Source organism: Mesorhizobium sp. M1D.F.Ca.ET.043.01.1.1 (assembly GCF_003952385.1).
Classification (GTDB): Bacteria; Pseudomonadota; Alphaproteobacteria; order Rhizobiales; family Rhizobiaceae; genus Mesorhizobium.
The window spans coordinates 721,804-740,046 of record NZ_CP034444.1 but is presented as its reverse complement, the minus strand read 5'-3'; the positions used below and the strand labels follow the sequence as shown (position 1 = coordinate 740,046).

23 protein-coding genes and 1 pseudogene are annotated in these 18,243 nt (G+C 64.1%); 17 read left to right on the top strand and 7 right to left on the bottom strand.

The genetic code is table 11. The annotated features are described in order from the left end of the window. Positions 1–2 precede the first annotated feature (2 nt). A complete protein-coding gene (locus EJ067_RS03825) occupies positions 3–875 on the top strand; it encodes an aldose 1-epimerase (protein WP_126084744.1) in 873 nt (290 codons plus the stop codon). 59 nt (positions 876–934) lie between these two features. Here the strand turns inward: EJ067_RS03825 and dinB are convergent, their stop codons facing one another. Both dinB and EJ067_RS35070 read right to left on the bottom strand, forming a co-directional pair. Then, a complete protein-coding gene (gene dinB, locus EJ067_RS03820) occupies positions 935–2,197 on the bottom strand; it encodes a DNA polymerase IV (RefSeq protein ID WP_126084743.1) in 1,263 nt (420 codons plus the stop codon). A 101-nt stretch (positions 2,198–2,298) separates the two neighbouring features. Next, complete coding sequence (locus EJ067_RS35070; RefSeq protein ID WP_245468154.1) at positions 2,299–2,913, bottom strand: cupin domain-containing protein; 615 nt, start codon at positions 2,911–2,913, stop codon at positions 2,299–2,301. Positions 2,914–3,278: 365 nt separating this feature from the next. Here EJ067_RS35070 and EJ067_RS03810 point away from each other — a divergent pair, with 365 nt between their 5' ends. Continuing rightward, positions 3,279–3,470 carry a hypothetical protein gene (locus EJ067_RS03810; protein ID WP_126084742.1) on the top strand — a complete coding sequence of 64 codons (192 nt, stop codon included), beginning with the start codon at positions 3,279–3,281 and terminating at the stop codon, positions 3,468–3,470. Positions 3,471–3,737: 267 nt separating this feature from the next. Here the strand turns inward: EJ067_RS03810 and EJ067_RS34400 are convergent, their stop codons facing one another. Beyond that, positions 3,738–3,995: a hypothetical protein gene (locus tag EJ067_RS34400; RefSeq protein ID WP_189510368.1), complete on the bottom strand. Its 258-nt coding sequence runs from the start codon at positions 3,993–3,995 to the stop codon at positions 3,738–3,740. A gap of 2 nt (positions 3,996–3,997) precedes the next feature. Here EJ067_RS34400 and EJ067_RS03800 point away from each other — a divergent pair, with 2 nt between their 5' ends. Beyond that, a complete protein-coding gene (locus tag EJ067_RS03800; protein ID WP_126084741.1) occupies positions 3,998–4,234 on the top strand; it encodes a polymerase in 237 nt (78 codons plus the stop codon). Between the two features lie 81 nt (positions 4,235–4,315). Then, positions 4,316–4,552, top strand: coding sequence for a hypothetical protein (locus tag EJ067_RS03795; protein WP_126084740.1), 237 nt, complete (start codon positions 4,316–4,318; stop codon positions 4,550–4,552). A gap of 111 nt (positions 4,553–4,663) precedes the next feature. Here EJ067_RS03795 and EJ067_RS03790 read toward each other — a convergent pair whose 3' ends face one another. Then, a complete protein-coding gene (locus tag EJ067_RS03790) occupies positions 4,664–5,881 on the bottom strand; it encodes a pilus assembly protein TadG-related protein (RefSeq protein WP_126084739.1) in 1,218 nt (405 codons plus the stop codon). A 279-nt stretch (positions 5,882–6,160) separates the two neighbouring features. Between EJ067_RS03790 and EJ067_RS03785 the strand changes: the two genes are divergently transcribed. The 8 genes and pseudogenes from EJ067_RS03785 to EJ067_RS35065 all read left to right on the top strand — a co-directional run bounded on the left by EJ067_RS03785 (position 6,161) and on the right by EJ067_RS35065 (position 13,247). Beyond that, a complete protein-coding gene (locus tag EJ067_RS03785) occupies positions 6,161–7,399 on the top strand; it encodes a pilus assembly protein TadG-related protein (RefSeq protein WP_126084738.1) in 1,239 nt (412 codons plus the stop codon). A 4-nt stretch (positions 7,400–7,403) separates the two neighbouring features. Beyond that, positions 7,404–7,844, top strand: coding sequence for a TadE/TadG family type IV pilus assembly protein (locus EJ067_RS03780; RefSeq protein ID WP_126084737.1), 441 nt, complete (start codon positions 7,404–7,406; stop codon positions 7,842–7,844). Then, entirely contained in the window at positions 7,834–8,244 is a 411-nt protein-coding gene (locus EJ067_RS03775; protein ID WP_126084736.1) for a TadE/TadG family type IV pilus assembly protein, read from the top strand. Before EJ067_RS03780 ends, EJ067_RS03775 begins: the two co-directional genes overlap by 11 nt. Before the next feature lie 602 nt (positions 8,245–8,846). Continuing rightward, the gene (locus EJ067_RS34395; RefSeq protein ID WP_189510366.1) at positions 8,847–9,629 is read left to right on the top strand and encodes a hypothetical protein; all 783 of its coding nucleotides are present in this window, start codon (positions 8,847–8,849) and stop codon (positions 9,627–9,629) included. 202 nt (positions 9,630–9,831) lie between these two features. Continuing rightward, on the top strand, positions 9,832–10,581 hold the full coding sequence (locus tag EJ067_RS03760) for a class I SAM-dependent methyltransferase (protein ID WP_126084734.1): 750 nt from the start codon (positions 9,832–9,834) through the stop codon (positions 10,579–10,581). Positions 10,582–10,664: 83 nt separating this feature from the next. Beyond that, the gene (locus tag EJ067_RS03755) at positions 10,665–12,206 is read left to right on the top strand and encodes a tetratricopeptide repeat protein (RefSeq protein WP_126084733.1); all 1,542 of its coding nucleotides are present in this window, start codon (positions 10,665–10,667) and stop codon (positions 12,204–12,206) included. 147 nt (positions 12,207–12,353) lie between these two features. Then, complete coding sequence (locus EJ067_RS03750; RefSeq protein ID WP_126084732.1) at positions 12,354–12,647, top strand: hypothetical protein; 294 nt, start codon at positions 12,354–12,356, stop codon at positions 12,645–12,647. Positions 12,648–12,840: 193 nt separating this feature from the next. Next, positions 12,841–13,247: pseudogene (locus tag EJ067_RS35065) on the top strand (hypothetical protein). 243 nt (positions 13,248–13,490) lie between these two features. On the opposite strand, the gene EJ067_RS03740 reads toward EJ067_RS35065, so the two are convergent. Both EJ067_RS03740 and EJ067_RS03735 read right to left on the bottom strand, forming a co-directional pair. Then, a complete protein-coding gene (locus tag EJ067_RS03740) occupies positions 13,491–13,838 on the bottom strand; it encodes a hypothetical protein (protein WP_245468153.1) in 348 nt (115 codons plus the stop codon). Positions 13,839–14,390: 552 nt separating this feature from the next. Next, positions 14,391–15,308 (bottom strand): DUF1236 domain-containing protein, encoded by a 918-nt coding sequence (locus tag EJ067_RS03735; RefSeq protein ID WP_126084731.1) that lies wholly within the window; start codon positions 15,306–15,308, stop codon positions 14,391–14,393. A 216-nt stretch (positions 15,309–15,524) separates the two neighbouring features. On the opposite strand from EJ067_RS03735, the gene EJ067_RS03730 reads away from it, so the two are divergent. Then, positions 15,525–15,824 carry a DUF1236 domain-containing protein gene (locus EJ067_RS03730; RefSeq protein WP_126084730.1) on the top strand — a complete coding sequence of 100 codons (300 nt, stop codon included), beginning with the start codon at positions 15,525–15,527 and terminating at the stop codon, positions 15,822–15,824. Positions 15,825–16,052: 228 nt separating this feature from the next. Then, positions 16,053–16,274, top strand: a complete 222-nt coding sequence (locus tag EJ067_RS03725; RefSeq protein WP_126084729.1) for a hypothetical protein — start codon at positions 16,053–16,055, stop codon at positions 16,272–16,274. Between the two features lie 347 nt (positions 16,275–16,621). On the opposite strand, the gene EJ067_RS03720 is transcribed toward EJ067_RS03725, so the two are convergent. Then, a complete protein-coding gene (locus tag EJ067_RS03720) occupies positions 16,622–16,960 on the bottom strand; it encodes a DUF982 domain-containing protein (protein WP_126084728.1) in 339 nt (112 codons plus the stop codon). A 216-nt stretch (positions 16,961–17,176) separates the two neighbouring features. On the opposite strand from EJ067_RS03720, the gene EJ067_RS03715 reads away from it, so the two are divergent. From EJ067_RS03715 to EJ067_RS03705, 3 genes are all read left to right on the top strand, one after another. Then, entirely contained in the window at positions 17,177–17,476 is a 300-nt protein-coding gene (locus EJ067_RS03715) for a DUF1236 domain-containing protein (protein WP_126084727.1), read from the top strand. 74 nt (positions 17,477–17,550) lie between these two features. After that, a complete protein-coding gene (locus EJ067_RS03710; RefSeq protein ID WP_126084726.1) occupies positions 17,551–17,760 on the top strand; it encodes a hypothetical protein in 210 nt (69 codons plus the stop codon). A 109-nt stretch (positions 17,761–17,869) separates the two neighbouring features. Continuing rightward, positions 17,870–18,106 carry a DUF2934 domain-containing protein gene (locus tag EJ067_RS03705; RefSeq protein WP_126084725.1) on the top strand — a complete coding sequence of 79 codons (237 nt, stop codon included), beginning with the start codon at positions 17,870–17,872 and terminating at the stop codon, positions 18,104–18,106. Positions 18,107–18,243 lie beyond the last annotated feature (137 nt).

Genomic DNA, 18,243 nt, shown 5'->3' with positions numbered 1-18,243 from the left:
GCATGCCCGGCATGGTCGAGCTGAACGACGGGCGTGCGCGGCTGGTCTTGGCGCCGGAACAGGGCGCGGCGATCGCCCGCTACGACGCGCTTGTCGCCGGCAGCTCGCCGGTCCCGCTGCTGAAGCCCGGGGACGGCACCGGCGCGTCCGGCTGCCAGCTCCTGGTGCCGTGGTCGAACCGTATCTCGGGTGGCGGCTTCACCTTCGACGGCCGGTTCCATGCCGTCGAGCCGAACGTGCCGGACGAAGCCTTTCCGATCCACGGCGACGGATTCCAGAAGCCATGGCGGCTCGCCGTCCGCACCGCCACCGAGACGGAGCTGGTGCTGGAGGACGGCGCCATCGGACCCTATCGCTATGCGGCGTCGGTCACCTACGCGCTGCGCGACGGCGCGCTGGAGGCTCGGCTGACGGTGGAGAACCGCGCCGGCATGCGCCTGCCTTACGGCCTCGGGTTCCATCCCTGGTTCCGGCGCGACAAGACAACCATGCTGGAGGCGAAGGCCAGGCGCGTCTGGCTGGAGGACGAACGCCATCTGCCCGTCGGCGTGGTGCCGGTGAGCGAGCGCCCAGGGTGGGATTTCGAGCGCCCTGTCCCGCTGCCGCCGCAATGGGTGAACAACGCCTTCGACGGCTGGGACGGCCGCGCCATGATCACGCAACCGGGAGAGGGGATCGCGGTCACGCTCGCCGCATCGCCGGAGCTCGATGTCTACATCCTCTATTCGCCGTCGCAGGACGCCGGCTTCTTCTGCTTCGAGCCGGTTTCGCACGCGGTCGACGCGCATCACGGGGAGGGGCTGACGGCGCTCGATGATCGGGAGACGATGAGTGCAACGATGCGTCTGGAGTGGGCGGTGGTGGAGACGGATTGAGGATACGCCAACGGCGGAGCGTGCAATCTCCCTCCTTGTGGGGGAGATCGGACGTCGCCTCACAGTTCCTTCTCGGCCAGCTCCCTGAATTCATCCGGCACCGAGCGCGCCGCCTCCAGCGCCACCGTGCCGTAGCCGACGGCCTCCTTGCCGAAGCGCTGGCGGATCTTGTCGATGGCGCGGTCGGCGCCGAAGCGGGCGAGCCCCTTGCGGCTGCCGGGCTTGAGCTTCTCGTCGGCGAGGCCGAGCGGCAGCTCGAGCTGCAATTCGGCATGCTCTTCGAGATGCGAGACCGAGATGGCGAGCAGCGAGATTTCCCGCTCGCCTGGGTGAGCGGCGAGCACGCCGCGCACCAGCTCCTCGGCGATCTCGGCGAGCATGGTCGTGGCCTGGATCGGCTGCTCCAGCGTCACCGCGCGGGTGACGGCGCGCATGTCGGCGAAGCGCACGCGCACAGTCACCGTGCGGCCCGGCCGGTCCTTGGCCCGCAGGCGGCTGGCGACGCGGTCGGCGAGATGCAACAGCGTCGGCACGAATATGCGTGGCAGCGCCGGCTTGCGGCCAAGCGCCGACTGCGCTCCGGCGGAATGGGCGCGGCGATGCGTCTCCAGCCGGCGCGGGTCGCGGTTCCAGGCAAGGGCTGCAAGCTTCTGGCCGGCGGCGTGGCCGATCAGCCGCTCCAGCGCGCCGCTATGCGTACGCGCCAATTGCCCGATGGTCTCGACGCCGATCTCGGCGAGCCTGGCCTTGGTCGCCGGGCCGACGCCCCACATCAGCGATACCGGCAGGTCGTGCAGAAAGGCGAGCTCGGTGCCGGGCTCGACCACCACCAGGCCGTCGGGCTTGGCCACTTGCGAGGCGATCTTGGCGAGATGCTTGGTTCGCGCCACGCCGATCGAGATCGGCAGGCCGAGCTCGGCCTGCACGCGGCGGCGGATGGTTCTGGCTATCTCCTCCGGCGGCCCGAACAGATGCGTGCAGCCGGCGACGTCTGCAAAGGCTTCATCGATCGAGATGCGCTCGACCAGCGGCGTGAAATCATCGAGCACCTTGATCGCGGCATCGCCGAGGCGCTGATATTCGCTGAAGCGGCCGCCGACGAAGATCAGCTGCGGGCAGAGCTCGCGCGCCTTACGGCCGGGCATGCCGCCGCGCACGCCGAAGACCTTCGCCTCATAGGAGGCGGCAAGCACCACGCCGCCGCCGACCGCGATCGGCTTGCCGCGCAGCGACGGGTCGAGCAACTGCTCGACCGAGGCGTAGAAGGCGTCGAGATCGGCATGCAGGATGGTGGCGGCTGAAGCGGCGTTCGTGGCGGGCATCGCGCGCTCCCATCTCCGGCCCGATACCGCGCCGCAGCATTAGTAAAGACTTTTGTAAGAGGTGTTTGCCGGAACATAAAGAGAACAAAACCAGTCTCTTGTCAAGCCGTCGCATCGGACAGGAGAACATTTACAACCTCGCGCAACCGGGGATTTTGGCGGCTGGTTGCGATGCCCGAGCCCTCAAAAAGGGGATATCGCCGGGGGTGGCGGGGGATCGTCTCGCATGGAGCACCAGCGCCCTGCGCGACGAAAAATGGCGCCGCGATCTGCGTGAGATGATCTCCTCGGCAGCTTCGCTGCCATCTTGCCCTCGAGGGAGAGACTGGCTTCGGCCATGCCGGTTTGGCGTATTGCTCGGCGCTGAGCACCTCGATGCATTGGAACGGCTGATTGCCTTCCACCCAGGCGTCATGGCCGGGCGGGATGGTGTAGGACGTGCCGGCCTCGAAGGTCTTCTGCGTCCCGTCGTTCATGCGCACGGTGATCGTTCCGGACACGACATAGCCGACATGCGAGACTTGGCAGCTGTCGGTCTTGACCACTGGCTTCACGCATTCGGACCATCTCCAGCCCGGCTCCATGTTGAGCCGCCCGAGCGTGTAGCCGGGCAGCCGCACCACTTCGACGCGGGTCTTGGCGGGCGTGCGGACCTCGTCGGGATTGTTGTGCGACTTGGATTCGAGTTTGGCGACATTCATTGGAGCTTCGGCCATGGCATCCTCCCCATATTCCAAGCGGAGCCTGACGCGCGATCGTCGGCGACCGCTGCCTGTCTCATACGCCTTTTGTTGAGCGATTGCTAATTTAATTGCCGGTCGCGGCAGGAAATCGATTTTGCCACACAACGGCTATTGCAGGCACGTCATGCCGGTGATTTGCTGTTCCAAGCGTTGGCACGACGATGGTTGAGGGACCATCCGTTCTCGCCCAAAAAGGGAGAATTCGATGAATCCTCTCGCGTTCGCTCAAATGCGCGCGGCACGCTCGAGTGCTCGCCGCACCCTGGACGGGCGGGACGTAGCCGGGGGCGGGAGAGCTATCGCGCGGAGGCAATCAACTAAAAACAGGGAGGAAACCGATGCTTCATCGGGCCGTAGAAACGCAGACCCGTCCGCCGCTCGGGTCAGTGCACCGCACCCAGCCGGCGCTTCGCCAGTGCTGCGACAACTATGTCTGCCCAGTCTGCGAGCAAGTCGTCGAACTGACGGATTTCCGCCAGGTCGTCTGGCATCAAAGACCCGGGCACAAGCCGATGGAGATGGATGACTGAGCGCGCCTTGCCGGCGTGAAAAAGGCCCGCGTCTTTCCGGAAAAATGCGCGGGCCGAAGCTGGAGTAGCCGTTCAATCAACGCGCTTCCGGGCAACTGGTTGCAGGCTGGTCGAAACGAGCAGCCGCAGCCGGCGGGCAGAGCCAGGGCGAGCGGTTCGGCATCGAGGGCTGGGGTCCAGCCGCGGATGGGACCGAAGTCTTACATTGCAACGCAGAGGCCCGAGCAGGCGGATTTGCGGAAACAAGTGTGCCGGCAATTCATTGCTTCACAGGCCGTCGAGCAAAGTCCCTTCATCGGCGGTTGACCACGGAGGCCCGCCATCTCCTGCGATGTGGCGGGCTTCTCCCGCAATTCCAGGAAAAGTGCGCAGCGGTTTTCCGTCCGGAATTGCGGCAAATAGAGGGGCAATTCCAGGAAAAGTGCGCAGCGGTTTTCCGTCCGGAATTGCGGCAAATGGAGGGGCAATTCCAGGAAAAGTGCGCAGCGGTTTTCCGTCCGGAATTGCGGCAAACCCGCGAGACATGCATGCAGCCCGGCGAATCTATCGCGAACCTATTCGCCATCTTCATCCTGGCAGGATTGATCGCCGGCGTCTTCCTCGTCTTCGGCGGGCCGCTCTGGCCGGAACGGCGGACGGGGATGGCGACCCCATTCCCGGTCGATGCGACCACGACCGGCTCCGTGCGCGGCGCCTGCTTCGAGCCTTGCCTGCCGCTCCGCTTCGATCTCAGGCGCGCGCCGCCCAGGCCGCTGTCGAAATAGTGACTGCACGACCCCCGGGTGGAACCGGCTGCGCGCCACGCCGTTTATTCCCGCGAAGGGATGCTGTGGGCGGAGGCCGCCATGGACAGCTTCGAACTCATCGATCTTCTCTGCGTCGTCGATGCCTGCGCGAGCGACCGCTCGGCCGGGCGCCTTATCTCGATGTCGAGAGCCGTCGAGGAATTGCGCGTCTTGACCGGCGACTTCGTCTCGTCGGACGAAGCCGCGGCGAATGCCTTGAGCCAGGTGGCGCTGGAGCGCGGCTGCGCGGTGCTCTTCGACGAACAGCCGGGCGCCGATATCGTCGGCGAGTTGTGATCTCCTCCTCGAGGGAGGCGACGCCGAGGCGATGACAGAGGGGGTCGCCTCCGATGAGACAACCCCCTCTGGCCATCTCCCCTCGACGGGAGAGTGGCGCCCCGCCATCTCTCACTTCACCAGCGTGATCATCCTGCCGGCATACATCTCGCGGTTGCCGAGCTCGGCCGCGCAGTCCGACTCCACGGCAGAGTTCCCCGTCATTTCCACGGTTTTGCCGACCAGCCGCAGGCAACTCCCCTGCGCGTTCATGTCGGAATTGCCGGCGTAGGAGATCGGCGCGTCGGGCGCATAGATGAAGCCGCTCACCATCGAACCGGATCCGCCGTTCAGCGTCAGCGCCTGTGTGTTGCCGTGGGCCTGGAAGATGGTGATGCCGGCATAAGGACCGCTGGTCGGCGGCGAGAGGTTCACCTGTTCATTGGCGTTGATGTAGATCTGCGAGTTTTCCATCAGGAAGATCGTCACGCCCTGGCCGGTGAGGGTGCCGTTGCCGCCGGGCTTAATGGTGACGTTGCGCAGGATGTACGTGCCCGCATTGAGCGTGATCTTTCCCGACCATGTCTTGTCGCAATAGGTGCCGGGCGAGAGCGTGATCGTCTTGCCGTTGGGCACCGACTGGCACGTCCCGTAGGCGGGTGGGGTGACGTTGGCCAGCGGATCGAAGGACGCATACTGCTTTTCGAGCGGCGCGTCGCAGGAAAGCGTGGCGCTGGGCGGCGTGAGCCCCGAGGTGGCGCCGACCGTCGAGACGCATGCGGCGCTGACGATCGCCGAGCCGCCCCGGTTGACGGAGTCGGCCGCGTCCGAGTTGGAGGCGATCACGCAGCCGTTCATCGCGACATTGGTCGAGCCCTGCAGATTGACGGCGGAGCCCACATGCGGATCAAGCGCCAGCACGCACGCCTGCGCCCCGGGCTTGACCTGGACGGAGGCCGAGCGGATCGCTTGCCAGGCCGGCGTGCCGCTGACGAAAGCCGGGCGGCTGATGCTGGACGACAGCGAAATGGTGTAGGCGCTGGGATCGCCACTGGCCGTTGCCTGGAAGGCGTCGAGGCTGCCCGAATATTCCCCGGCGTCGGCGGCGCTCATATTGGCGGCGAAGAAAGTCAGGCCGAGCTGGCGCATGTCGCCGGCCGACATGTCCGGCTGGTATTTCGTGCCCACCGCGAGTCCCGCCGCGTCCAGCGAGTTCTGCAGTTGCGCGGCGTCGTCGCTTGTGCCCACCACGTTGACGGCGCCGGCCACGACCAGCATTAGCGGCACCATGGCGATAGCGGTCGCCAGCGCGAAATTACCGCTCGTCGAAGCCCAGAACCGTCCAATCATGGCAGCACCCTCGCCGGATATGGAAGAGCGATACGCCATCCTGTCTCTACGGGAGATTTCCGAAAAAGATAAAATGCAGAAAATGCTAAAATAGCAGCTTTCTCTATGCCTTATACCTTAGTCCTAGTGTATTTGGGACCTAAGTCTGAGCGGCTGCGACGTAAGGCGGCAAATATGCCCTCAGGGGTCCAAAAGCCGCAAGTCGAGAAAAAAAATTAGCCATTCGTTTATCCGCAGGTGCTGAACGTGATGGCCGGGATAGCTTGGGCGAGCTCGGCCATGGCCTCATTCGGTCTGATCTTCAGGAATTTCGTCTCGCGTCGCCTGCGAAGCGGCGAGGGCGGCAATGTTGCCACCATCTTCGCGCTCACCTTGCCCATTGTCGTCGGCGGGGCAGGGCTCGGCGTCGAGACCTCCTATTGGTACTATTCGAGCCTGAAGCTGCAGGCGACGGCCGACGCCGCCGCCTACGCCGGCGCGCTTGAGAAGATCGCGGGTTCCGACACGGCGGCGATCACGGCGGCCGCCACAACGTCCGCCACCGAAAACGGGCTGGGCACCGGCACGATCACCGTCCACACGCCGCCCACCTCGGGGCCGAACACGGCTAACAAGGCGGTCGAGGTGATCCTCAACCAGGACCTCGACCGGATGTTCACGTCCATCTTCAGTCAGAGCAAAGTGCCGGAGCAGGCGAGGGCGGTGGCGCTGATCACCGATGGCGCCTATGCCTGCAACAGGGCGCTCAGTCCGTCGGCCTCGCAGGCGGTGAGCATTTCCGGCAACACCAGCCTCAAGCAGATCGGCTGCGTCATCATGGCGAATTCGATCGCCAGCGATGCGATCAAGGTTCAGGGCTCGGCGACCCTCCAGACTGACTGCCTGATAGCGGTTGGCGGCGTTTCGCTTAGCACCACACCCACGATGGTCTGCAAGGCCCCGATCACTGGGGCCCTTCCGGCGGCCGATCCTTACGCCAGCCTGCCGACGCCCGCGGCCTCGAGCCAGTGCTCGAAAGTCAACGGCAGCAAGACGTCGCAAACACTCCAGGAGGGCACCTACTGCAATGGCATGGACCTCAAGGGCAATGTCACGCTTTCTCCCGGCGTCTATGTCGTCCAGGGCCCTTTGAAAATCAACGCCGGCGCGGTCGTCTCCGGAACCGGCGTGACCATCTTCATGGCCGGCAGCAACACCGTCAGCATGAACGGCAACGCCACGGTGACGCTGAGCGCGCAGACCTCGGGCACCTATTCCGGCGTGCTGTTTTACGGCGACAGGACCGGCACTAACGCGTCGAACACATTCAACGGCACCGCGGATTCGCTTTTGACCGGCGCCATCTATTTCCCCAGGCAGCAGGTCGACTATCTCGGCAACTTCTCCGGGACCGGCGGCTGCACCCAAGTCGTTGCGGACACGATCCAGTGGTCTGGCAGTACGACCATCAAACAGGACTGCACCAGCCTTGGGATGAAGAATATTCCGGCTGCCCAGTCGATTGCGATCGTCGAGTAGCGCCATGGGGCCGCAGGCAATCCGCTTCCGCAAGAACCGCTCCGGCGCCGCCGCGGTGGAATTCGCGCTGGTGCTGCCGGTGTTGTGCGCCGCGCTCTTCGGCATCGTCGACGGCTGGTCCTACGTCACCAACTCGCTGGCGATGCGGGCGGGCGTGAAGACGGCGGCGAACCTGTTGCTCGCCGGCGCCACCGACGACAGCGCCGTCCAGGCCGCGGCGGTGGCAAGCTGGGAAAAGAAACCGGACGATGCCGCGATCGCGGTGACCCGCACCTACAAGTGCGGAACGACCGTGGTCACGTCGACCACCATCTGCGCGGGATCCAAGCTTCCCTCGGTCTTCGTCCAGATCCAGGCATCGGGCACCTGGGTCCCGCCTTTCACCTTCGGCCCCTTCCCAAAAGACACCGCGCTCGGCCATCAGCAGGTGATCCGTGTCCGCTAGACAGGGAGCGAAGGCGTTTGCCGGCAATGCCTATGGCGGAGCCGCGATTGAATTCGCGCTGGTAGTGCCTTTCCTGATCATGCTCCTGTTCGGCATCTTCGCCTTCGGCTGGTCGATGAACAGCGAGTCCAGCGTGCGCTACGCGCTCGAGGCCTCCGCGCGCTCGCTGCAGCTCGACAACACGATGACCCAGGCCCAGATCCAGGCCATCGCGACAAAGAGGCTTCAGGCGCTCGGGCTGAAGAACGTCAACGTCACGATCACCACCGATCCGCCGAGCGGCGGCTTCAAGATGGCGCATGTCAACGCCAGCTACGCCTTTGTCATCCAGTTCCCCTATTTCAGCGATTACCCGATCAACTACTCCACCACCGTCAACGTGCCTCTGATCAGCCCCTAGTGCTTTTCACCGTTTCACGGAAACGGCGAAACGCCCTATCTCCTTGTTTTTACGCAATTCCGGACGGAAAACCGCTCACACTTTTTCGTGGAATTGCTCTTAGAGCCGAGAGAAAAGTGCGCACCGGGTTTCCGTACGGATTGCGTGGAAACAAAGAGCCGTTCCGGGAAAGATATATAAAAGTATATAACGGCGTTGGTCCGCGACTGCTCAAAAACAAAACGTTTGCGCGCTCGCGCGCCGATGCCGGCAGCTCTCTCATCCCCCGCGCCCGAAACCGGCAGGCTTTTTTTCGAAAACCGCTGCATAAACAAGGGTCTGGCCTCCTTTTGCCGACGCAGGTTGCATGGCGCTGGGCCCTTGGTCCGATGGGGCATGGGCCTTCATTGTTCCGGAGGGTGTACCTGGGCCTAGCCCTTTTATTTACGAAATGATTTCAACGAGTTAATATCAGATCTCGGCCGGCGCCGGGCCTGTTTCCCCGGTTTGCTCGCATGTCGCGACGGTATTTGTCTAAAAGTTACTCCAAGCCATTAGGGAATTCTCATAAGACGCGGCCTAGCGGTTGGGCAGACGTGAAGATTCACCTGCGGAGATAGACAATGACAATCCGAAAAACACTCTTGGCGTCACTGGCCATTCTGGCGCTCGCGGCCGCTCCGGCCCTTGCCGGGGCCGGTGGCAACGGTGGCGGCAACGGCAACGGCGGCAACCACGGCGGCGGCAACGGCAATGGCGGCGGTAACGGCAATGGCCATGGCGGCGGCAAGGGCAATAGCGGCGCCTCGCATGGCAAGGCATCGGCTCCGGGTCAGCTGGCGAAGTCGACCGACGACGTCACGGATGATACGGCCGCGGCCGCGACACCCAAGGAAAAGAACATCCATGCCAAGCTCGGCCGGCTGAACTCGCTGCAGCGCAACATCAACGCCTACATGAACTCCAAGAGCAAGAAGTTCGCAGGCATTCAGGCTTATGTGACGCAGGCGGCGGCGGCCAAGAACGCGCAGGCCGCGCTTGATGCCGCAAACGCCAAGCTGGCCGCCGACCAGGCCACGCTCGACACGCTCAATCAGCAGCTCGACGACCTCAATGCGACTGACCAGTCCAATATGACCGATGACGAGAAGGCGGCTCTGGCGGCGCAGATCGCCGACGTGCAGGCGCAGGTCGACGCGCAGAACACGGCAGTCGCCGATGACACCCAAGCGGTCGCGGATGCCCAGGCCACGGTTGACAATACACCTGCCCCCGATGATGCCTCGCTCGACGCCGCCCTGCAGGACATGGCCAACAAGCCGGTCGACCAGGAGGTGACGGACTGGGCCAAGGACGTGCTGGCCGACAAGATCGACCAGGCCGCCGCGGCGACATCCACGCCGTAAGGCGATCGCAACCTCCCAGAGGGTGAACTGCCATGCCGCCGGGCCTCAGCCCGGCGGCATTTTCGTTGGTGACATCGATCTCCCCCTGTAGGCCTGGGATCGGCGGTCCGCCGCATCACGTCGATTTCAGCCGAATTTCAGCCGGGCATCACGCCGGCAGGCGGGGCTTCGGGCAGCATGGCCGAAAAGGAAGGAGCCGACCATGGCGGACATGCAAGGCGCACAGCACTGGAACGAGGACAATTCCCGCAGCTTTCTCGACTATGCGCGCTACTTCGTTCCCGAGCGCGAACGCCAGATCGAGATGATCGCCGACCTTATCCCCGCCGCGCCGGGCGGCCTGCTGGTCGAGCTCTGCCCAGGCGAGGGCTTGCTCAGCCGCGCGCTGCTGGAGCGATTTCCGGACAGCCGCGTGCTGGCGCTCGACGGTTCTGAGCGTATGCTCGAGCAGACACGGAAGACCTGCCGCGATCATGCCGGCCGCCTGACCACGACCGCCTTCGAGCTGGCGGATCGCGACTGGCGACGCTTTGCCGAGCCGCCGCATGCGATCGTCTCCTCGCTTGCCATTCACCATCTCGACGGCCGACAGAAACGGATCCTGTTTGCCGACCTTGCGGAGGCGCTCAGCCCCGGTGGCGTGCTGGTCGTCGCTGATATCGTGCGGCCGCCGAGCGCGCGCGCTCTCGCCATCGCCGCGCGCCAGTGGGACGAGGCGGTGCGTTCGCGTTCGCTCGCGATCGACGGCGACCTTGCGGCCTTCGCCGAGTTCAACCGCCTCGGCTGGAACTATTTCCGCAATCCCGACGGCGAGCCGATCGACAAGCCGTCCTCGCTTGCCGAGCAGCTTGCCTGGCTGTCCGAAGCCGGTTTCACTGAGGTCGACTGCACCTGGCTCTTCGCCGGCCATGCTATCTTCAGCGGCCGCAAGCCCGATGTCGCGGGACAGTAGTGATGACTTCAGATGTGCTAGGGTGTTGATCGACACCTATTCGTCGCGCGGCCGAACAGGCTTGATGTCTCCTCGGGGGCGACATGACGACGTTCGAATTCTCCGGCCACAGGCTCGATCTGCACAAGGGCAGGCTGCAGAGGGGCGGGCTCGACGTCGACCTGCGCGCCAAATCGCTCTCGCTGCTCATCTATCTCCTGGAGAATGCCGGCCGCGTGATCGGCAAGGACGAACTGGTCAATGCCGTCTGGCCGAACATCGCCGTCTCCGACGATTCCCTCACCCAATGCATGAAGGATATCCGCAAGGCCCTCGGCCCTGAGGCGGACGGCCTGATCCGCACCGTACTGCGGCGAGGCTATGTGATCGACGAGGATCGTGTCCGTCGCATCGGAGACCGTGGCGCGTCGGCCGGCGGGGCGGGCGAGGGCGCCGGCGACGCGCCGTCGATCGCGGTGCTGCCCTTCGAGAATCTCAGCGGCGACCCGGCGCAGGATTATTTCGCTGACGGCATGGTCGACGAGATCATCACGGCGCTGTCGCGCATGCGGTGGCTGTTCGTCATCGCCCGCAACTCGAGCTTCGCCTACAAAGGGCAGGCCGACGGCGTGAAACGGGCCGGCGCCGAGCTCGGCGTGCGCTATGTGCTGACCGGCAGCGTCCGCAAGGCCGGCGACCACATCCGTCTCACCGGACAACTCATCGACCAGTCGTCCGGCAAGACGATCTGGGCCAACCGCTATGACGGCACCATGGCCGACGTGTTCGACCTCCAGGATCGGTTTGCCGAGAGTGTCGTCGGCGCCATCCAGCCCTCCATCCTGTCCGCAGAGATCGAGCGTTCGCGGCGCAAGCGGCCGGAAAGCCTTGCCGCCTACGACTACGTGCTGCGCGCCTTTCCGCTCACCTGGTCGCTCGACCGGGCGCAGAATGACGAGGCCGGGACGCTGCTTGAACGGGCGATCGCGATCGAGCCCGACTATCCGCTGGCGCTTTCGCTGCTTGCCTGGTGCCATCTGCAGCGCGTCGCCTACCATTGGACCGAAGCGCCGGCGGCGTCTCGGGAGGAGGGCCTGCGCCTGGCGCAGAAGGGGGCGGCGCTCTCCGGCGACGACCCGATGGTGCTTGCCGTGCTCGGCGCCGCGCATTCCTTTGCCCGCGACTATGAGGTCGCCGAGATGCATCTGGCGCGGGCGCGCACGCTCGATCCGAATTCCGCCTGGGCCTGGCTGCGCAGCGCCTGGCTCGATGTCTATCGCGAGCGGCCCGAGGCGGCGATCGAGAAGTTCGAGCATTTCGAACGGCTGAGCCCGCGCGACCCGATGGGCTACATGGCCGAGATCGGCATCGGCGCCGCCCATTTCATTGCCGAACGCTACGAGGAAGCGTTGGTCATGATCCAGCGCGGGGTCAGCCGGCAGCCTGGCGCCACCTGGGCGCTGCGCTGGCTGGTGACGACGCTTGTCCATGCCGGCCGCAAGGATGAGGCACGGCGCGTTTGCGTCAGGCTGCTGGAAAGCAATCCGGGGCTGACGGTCGCCAAGGTCTGGGACCAGCTGCCTTTTGAGACGGGCACGCCGGAGCGCGTCGCCGCGGGTCTGCGCGAGGCCGGCCTGCCGGATTGATACTATGCCGGACGACCAGGCGCCGGCGCCCGCCGGTTTCGCCGCAATTTCCCCGAAGTTTCGGCGGGACTTCACGATCTCCGGCCAGGCGCCGGCTACCCTCATCCTCGCTGTCGCTCAAGACAGTTCGAGGACGGAGACCACACCATGACAACGACGGTTCCTTTCGTCGGCCTCGCAGCCGATCGCCTGTCACATGCTTCTCCCTCGCGGCTTTTCCGGCTGCTGGCCGTTGTAACGTCGGCGCTGCTGTGGCTGCCGCGCTTCTGGAAGGCGCGCAGCGACCTCGCGGGCCTTGCCGCCATGACCGAATGCGAGCGCCGAGACATCGGCCTCACCGCCTTCGACATCGAAAACGCGCTCGCGCTGCCTGTCGACCGCGACCCCACCGAGGTGCTTGCGCGCGTCGTTGACGATCGCCGTCATGGCCGCGAGTCCTGAGCGCGGCGCCGCCGGCAGGACAGAGGCTGCCCCGTCAGCGGCTGAAACATTGTCGAGCTTTCCGACCCCGCCGGACACTGTCCCAAAATCCACACCAAAACGCGCCGCCGCTCCCCGGGTGTCATGGCTAATATGCCTTGCGGCGTGTAGAGTTGGCGGGTGAGGGTTTCACAGGGCATTGGGAGGACATCAAATGCCGCGGGTCTCGGAGCTTTTCTTTAAAACTGCCGTCGTCTTTCTGATCCTGGGCATTGCCGCCGGGCTGGAGATGGCGATTTCGGGCAACCACGGCGCATTCCCGGCGCATGCCCACATCAACCTTCTCGGTTGGGTGACCAGCGCGATCTTCGGCGGTTACTATGCGCTCAATCCGGCCAAGGCCGAGCGCCGCATCGCCATGATCCATTACGGCTTTTACACGGTCGGCATCGTGATCATGCTGCCGGCGCTTTACTGGATGCTGGCGGAAGGCCACCCGGAGGTCGAGCCGGTCGTGGCGATCGGCTCGCTGATTGTCGCCGCCGCGGTGCTGATTTTGGCTTCGTCGTCTTCTCGTCTTCCGAAACGGTGCGCTCGGCTACGGCTGCCCCGGCGCGCTGATCGGCCCTACCGGCAAGCGCGTCGCCCGTTTTGGCGCGACGCGCCAGCCTCACTGTCGTTACCCCGGGGCGAGGCAGGAGCGAAGCTCCATCGCGGAGACCTGGGATCCTTCCGTGACCTCAGCCGAAGCAGCCCGGAGCGGAATTCTGCACCCGCGCTCCGATGTGGCCAATGCCTGGTCCTTGCGCCTCGCGTCGCTGCGCCCAGGGATGACGACGTCGGAGGGGCGAACGCTGAACCGCCTTACGGCAGCAGCCTCGGGAACAGCCGCGAGATCAGCGCATGGACGATGCCGTCCCGCTCGAACGGGCCCGGCAGCTTGGCAGGGGCGCCGGCATCGGTCGCCTTGCTCTCGTCCGTCACCCGGCTTTCGGCGTGCACGAGCCACAGCACGGCCACGAAGTAGCCTGCCTGCAGCACCACGCCCGCCAGAAATGTCCAGCCCAGCGATTCCCAGACCGACCCGGTGGACGCGTAAGTCCATCCGAGAAGCACCAGGAGCGTTGCCGTCATTCCCACAAGAAACTGCGGAAAATACATTTGCCCAACCGAGCGCCGCGACCGTTCGTGATCGTCGGCAATCTCGCCCATTCCTCTACCCACCCTGACCCTTGCACCTTTCCGGTGTGATCGCAAGGCTGAACAACGCCCGCAACGATCCCGTAGGCCTTTCGGCTGATGCCGCAAGGACAAGGGTCTTGGACTTCTGCTTTCAGGAACCAAGCCGAGGCCGATCCGTTCCCTTCCATCACGTTAATCAGGAGGAACTGATGGACCGCAGCGTCTATGAGGCGCGGTGGCTTCTCGCGCCTGCTTTCGGCCTCTGCATCGTCTTCGCGGCTGCCGGAATCCTGCTCGGCTAGTGTATAAAGACAGGCGTAAGATCAAAGGCGTAGAGCGCAGGAGCGACACTGAAAGATCGCGATGCGCTTAAGAGTCTGTCCCCAATCATCGCGCAATTTTGCACGACGGCCGACGTCCCTTCCTCATCGGGAGCCCCGACCCACAGATTTCCTCCGAAGGCCGCGGAGCCGAGTTTCATAGAGCCTGTTTCATGGATTTGCGAATTCCCGCCTCGGAAAGAAACGGCCCGCCATGCCTTGCGGCGCGGCGGACCTCGTCCAGTTGGGAATGCCGTCCGGATCAGGCCTCCAGGATCGCCACGATCTCGTAGGTGTCCGGATCGACGATGATGATGCGTCCGTCGGCCAGCACGAAGTATTCATAGGATTCATAAGCCGGAACGATCTTGACGATGCGGGCCGGCACTCGATGCAGGCGGATCTTGTGCCGCGGGATCTCGACGCCGACCGAGATGTCGAAGTCGACACTCGCGACCGGCTGCACGTGGGTCTCGTGGATGATCTGCGTGATTTGCGTCTTCTGCTCGACCGTCACGTTGGTGATCGAGGCCGTCTTGTTCTGGTCGGTCTGGACGGTGCCCTGAGCATTCTGCTCGGTGCTTGTGCCCGTCTTGCCCTGAGCATTCTGCTGGGTCTGCATCTTGGTGGTACCCTGGGCGTTCTGCTCGGTGGTCGTACCGGTCTTGCTCTGAGCGTTCTGCTCAGTGCTTGTGCCCGTCTTGCCCTGGGCGTTCTGCTCAGTGCTCTTCATCTTCGTCTTGCCCTGGGCCTGTTCGTTCGAGCCCTTCGGACAGTTGGCCATGCCGGTCTTGCATTTGGCCGTACCCTGAGCCTGCTCCTCAGTCTTGGTGCCAGCTTGACCCTGGGCCTGCTCATCGGTCTTCATCTTGGCCTTGCCCTGAGCCTGTTGCTCGGTGCTGGTGCCGGCCTGACCCTGAGCTTGCTCATCGGTCTTCATCTTGGCTTTGCCCTGGGCCTGCTCTTCGGTGTTGGCGCCCGCCTTGCCCTGGGCATTCTGCTCGGTCTGCGACTTCATCTTACCTTTGGCCTGTTCGCCCGCCTTGCCGCCCTTCTGGCAGTCGGCCTGGCCGGCGGCACAGTTATTGTCGCCGCTCGGCTGCACGGATTCGGTCTGCGCCATCGCGGCGCCGCAACCGACGCCGAGCGCGATCATGCTCGTGATCAGCAGGTGTTTCATCTGGTTTCTCCTCGGAAAGTCGGTCCCTTCACTCGGATAAACCCGGGCTTAAAAGCATTGTTCCGAAATGTTTTGCGAAGCCGAGGTGACGTTTTGTGAGAGCGCCGGTGGCGATTTGCAGGAACAAGGTTTGGGCGCTGGCGTTGGGCCAATGCCGGACCGGCTGTGGAAAATCGCAGGCGCAGCGGAGGCGATTGATCCATAAAGGAGACGACCATGAGAATGCACTTCACCACAGCCGCCGCTGGCCTTCTGCTTCTGGCCGGGGCAGGCGCCGTAGCCGCACAGGATGTTGTCATCGAGCCCGAGCAGGAAACCGTCATCAAGGAATATGTACACAAGCAGCCGCTGGCCTCGGTGAAGGTTCCCGGCGTTGAGCTCAGCATCGGCAGCACGCTTCCCGACACCGTTGAGCTGCGCGAAGTGCCGAACGTGAAATACCGCTACGTGGTCGTCGATAACCAGACGATTATCGTCGACCCCGGTACCCGCAAGATCGTCAAGGTGCTGCAGTAACCGGCCGCTGATACCCGGCCAGCAAGCTGGATGGCCCGTCGCCGGCTCAGGCGGGGGGCCATAACCCAGTATTATTTTGTTACCATACGCTTACGGAACCTTCCGTCTGAGCGGACGTTGCCGCCTCTGGTTCGTCTTGTCTCATAGACAACACAAAGCACGGGCAGGATGCGGATTCGGGCGGCGGCGAAAACAGGCACGGGCTGGGGGCGAGGAGGACTAGTCAACATGTCGAAACGAGAAATCGGAACATCCCGCTCGCTCGGGATGCGCGTCGCCGATCTGAAAGCCCGGATGCAGGACGCCAGGATCACCGAACACGAGATGAAGACCTTCCAGAAGGTCGCGGCCATCATGGGAGGCGGCGACGGCTCCCTACGCATCGATGCGGACGACCTGATCGCCGCATCCTTCGTCACCGAGGCGCTCAGCGAAACGTCGCCGACCTGACGGCAGCCTCCTTCCCGCCAATCGATGTCGACCGCTGCCGGACAGGGTTTGGGCGGCAGTGAGCGGCGTTGCGCATGCGCCACACCGGTGCCGGCAAAGTTTGCCATGCGATGCCCTTGCGATTGACAGCGCCATGGTTGTGGCGTGAACCTGCGCAAGCAAAGCGAGCAAATGGGGGTAAAGATGAAAAGGATCTATGAAAAGCCGGTGCTGGTGAAGCGCGAGAAGCTGTCCGCGGTGACGGCCGATGTTCCGCCGTCGCAGCAGTCTGTCTGAGCCGCGTTGCGCTGCCGTTCGCCGCAAACAACTGCTCGAAAGCCCTTCGCCCTCGCGAGGGGCTTTTTCTTTCATAGCCGCGGCTGGTTCTCGCGCCTGGCCCTGACGCGCCTGATCTTGGCTTCGCGCAGCGCCGTCACCGGATCGATGCCCGTCCATAGAATGCCGGCCTTCTGGGCGAAGGCGAGGAAGGTCCGCCGCACTTCCTGGAGCTTCACGTCTCCCGTCCTCGCCGCCTCGCAGGCCCGCACTGCCGCGCGATAGCAGTCGCCGCGCATCGCCGGCGGCCATTCGGTGAGGAAATTCTCCATCGCGGCCAGCGAAGCGATCTCTCGTCTGAAGCCGGCGCCGACGGCAATCGCCACCGGGCGGCGAAAGGGCATATCGCTTCTGACGAGGGCTTCATTCATGGCGGGCCTTCGGCGTGTCAAATCATGCAATGCTAACAATGCGAAGCCGCCGCGACGGTTCCCGGGCTCCCTCGGCGGAGCCGGATCATTTAGCCATCGGTGACGGAACAACCGCGATCCGCAGGCGTTTGCCCCGGGAGCTCCCATGTTCGATCTACCTGGGTTTCCGCGTAGCGGAGGCAGGGCGGAGCTCGCCAACGCAACAGGAGACTTATGATGAAAACCACCCTCATTCCTGCTGTCGCCGGCCTGGCTCTGATGGCCGGTATCGGCTTTGCGGCTGCGGACGAGGTGATCGTCACCCCTGAGCAGCAGACTGTCGTGAAGGAATATGTCCACAAGCATCCTGTGGCCTCGGTCAATGTTCTGGGCCTCGAGCTCGGCATAGGCTCCACGGTGCCGGATACAGTTGAATTGCAGACGGTGCCGGATGTCCAGTACAGATATACCGTCGTCAACGACCATACGGTTCTTGTCGACCCCGGCACACGCAGAGTGATACAGGTTATCGAGTAGCTTTGTGCTTACGAGCCCCGATCCTCCCGCCGTGCCGGCGGGGGGATGCCGGCTCCTAGAAAGGAGTCGCAACCATGCACCATCCCCATGTCGAATCAGCCGATTGCGCAAAGGCCGTCGACAAGCTTTTGGCCGAACATCGCACCGGCCTGCTGTCGATGGATGAAGCGATCACCATCCTGCGCAAGAGCACCGGAACCGAACGCTCTGACGCGGATTTGGCCGCTTTGATTACGAAAAAGGCAGCGTATCTAGGCGTCGCCGTCGTTTCTGACGTGCACTGAAGAAAATCGCTGCTCAAGTTCAAGTCCCACGCGTCCTATGCGCAAGACGCCACCGGAAAATTCGGCTAATGTTTCCGTCGGGGAACGGCCCCATTCAAAGGAGGCGACGGTGACGGACGACAGGCAGGAACGCATTCGCCGGCGGGCGCATGAGATCTGGGAACAGGCAGGCCGGCCGGAAGGCGCGCATATGGAGCACTGGGACCAGGCGGCCGCCGAGATCGACGGCGCCGTAAAGCCGAAGAAGGCCGCGCTGAAAAAGGCGGCCGCCAAGGCAGACAAGCCGAAAGCGGCGAAGGCTCCTGCCAAGACAAAGGCGTCCGCCAAGCCGAAAGCCAAGGGCTGATTTCCGGCGGCCCCAGCGCCGGTCCATCTCCATAGCTGGTGAACGAGAGGCGGGGAAGCCCGCGCCCCGTTTGGGCGCGCATGGATGCACTCGACCTGCGCTATCGGAGGCGCAGCAGAATAATATTAGTTTCAACT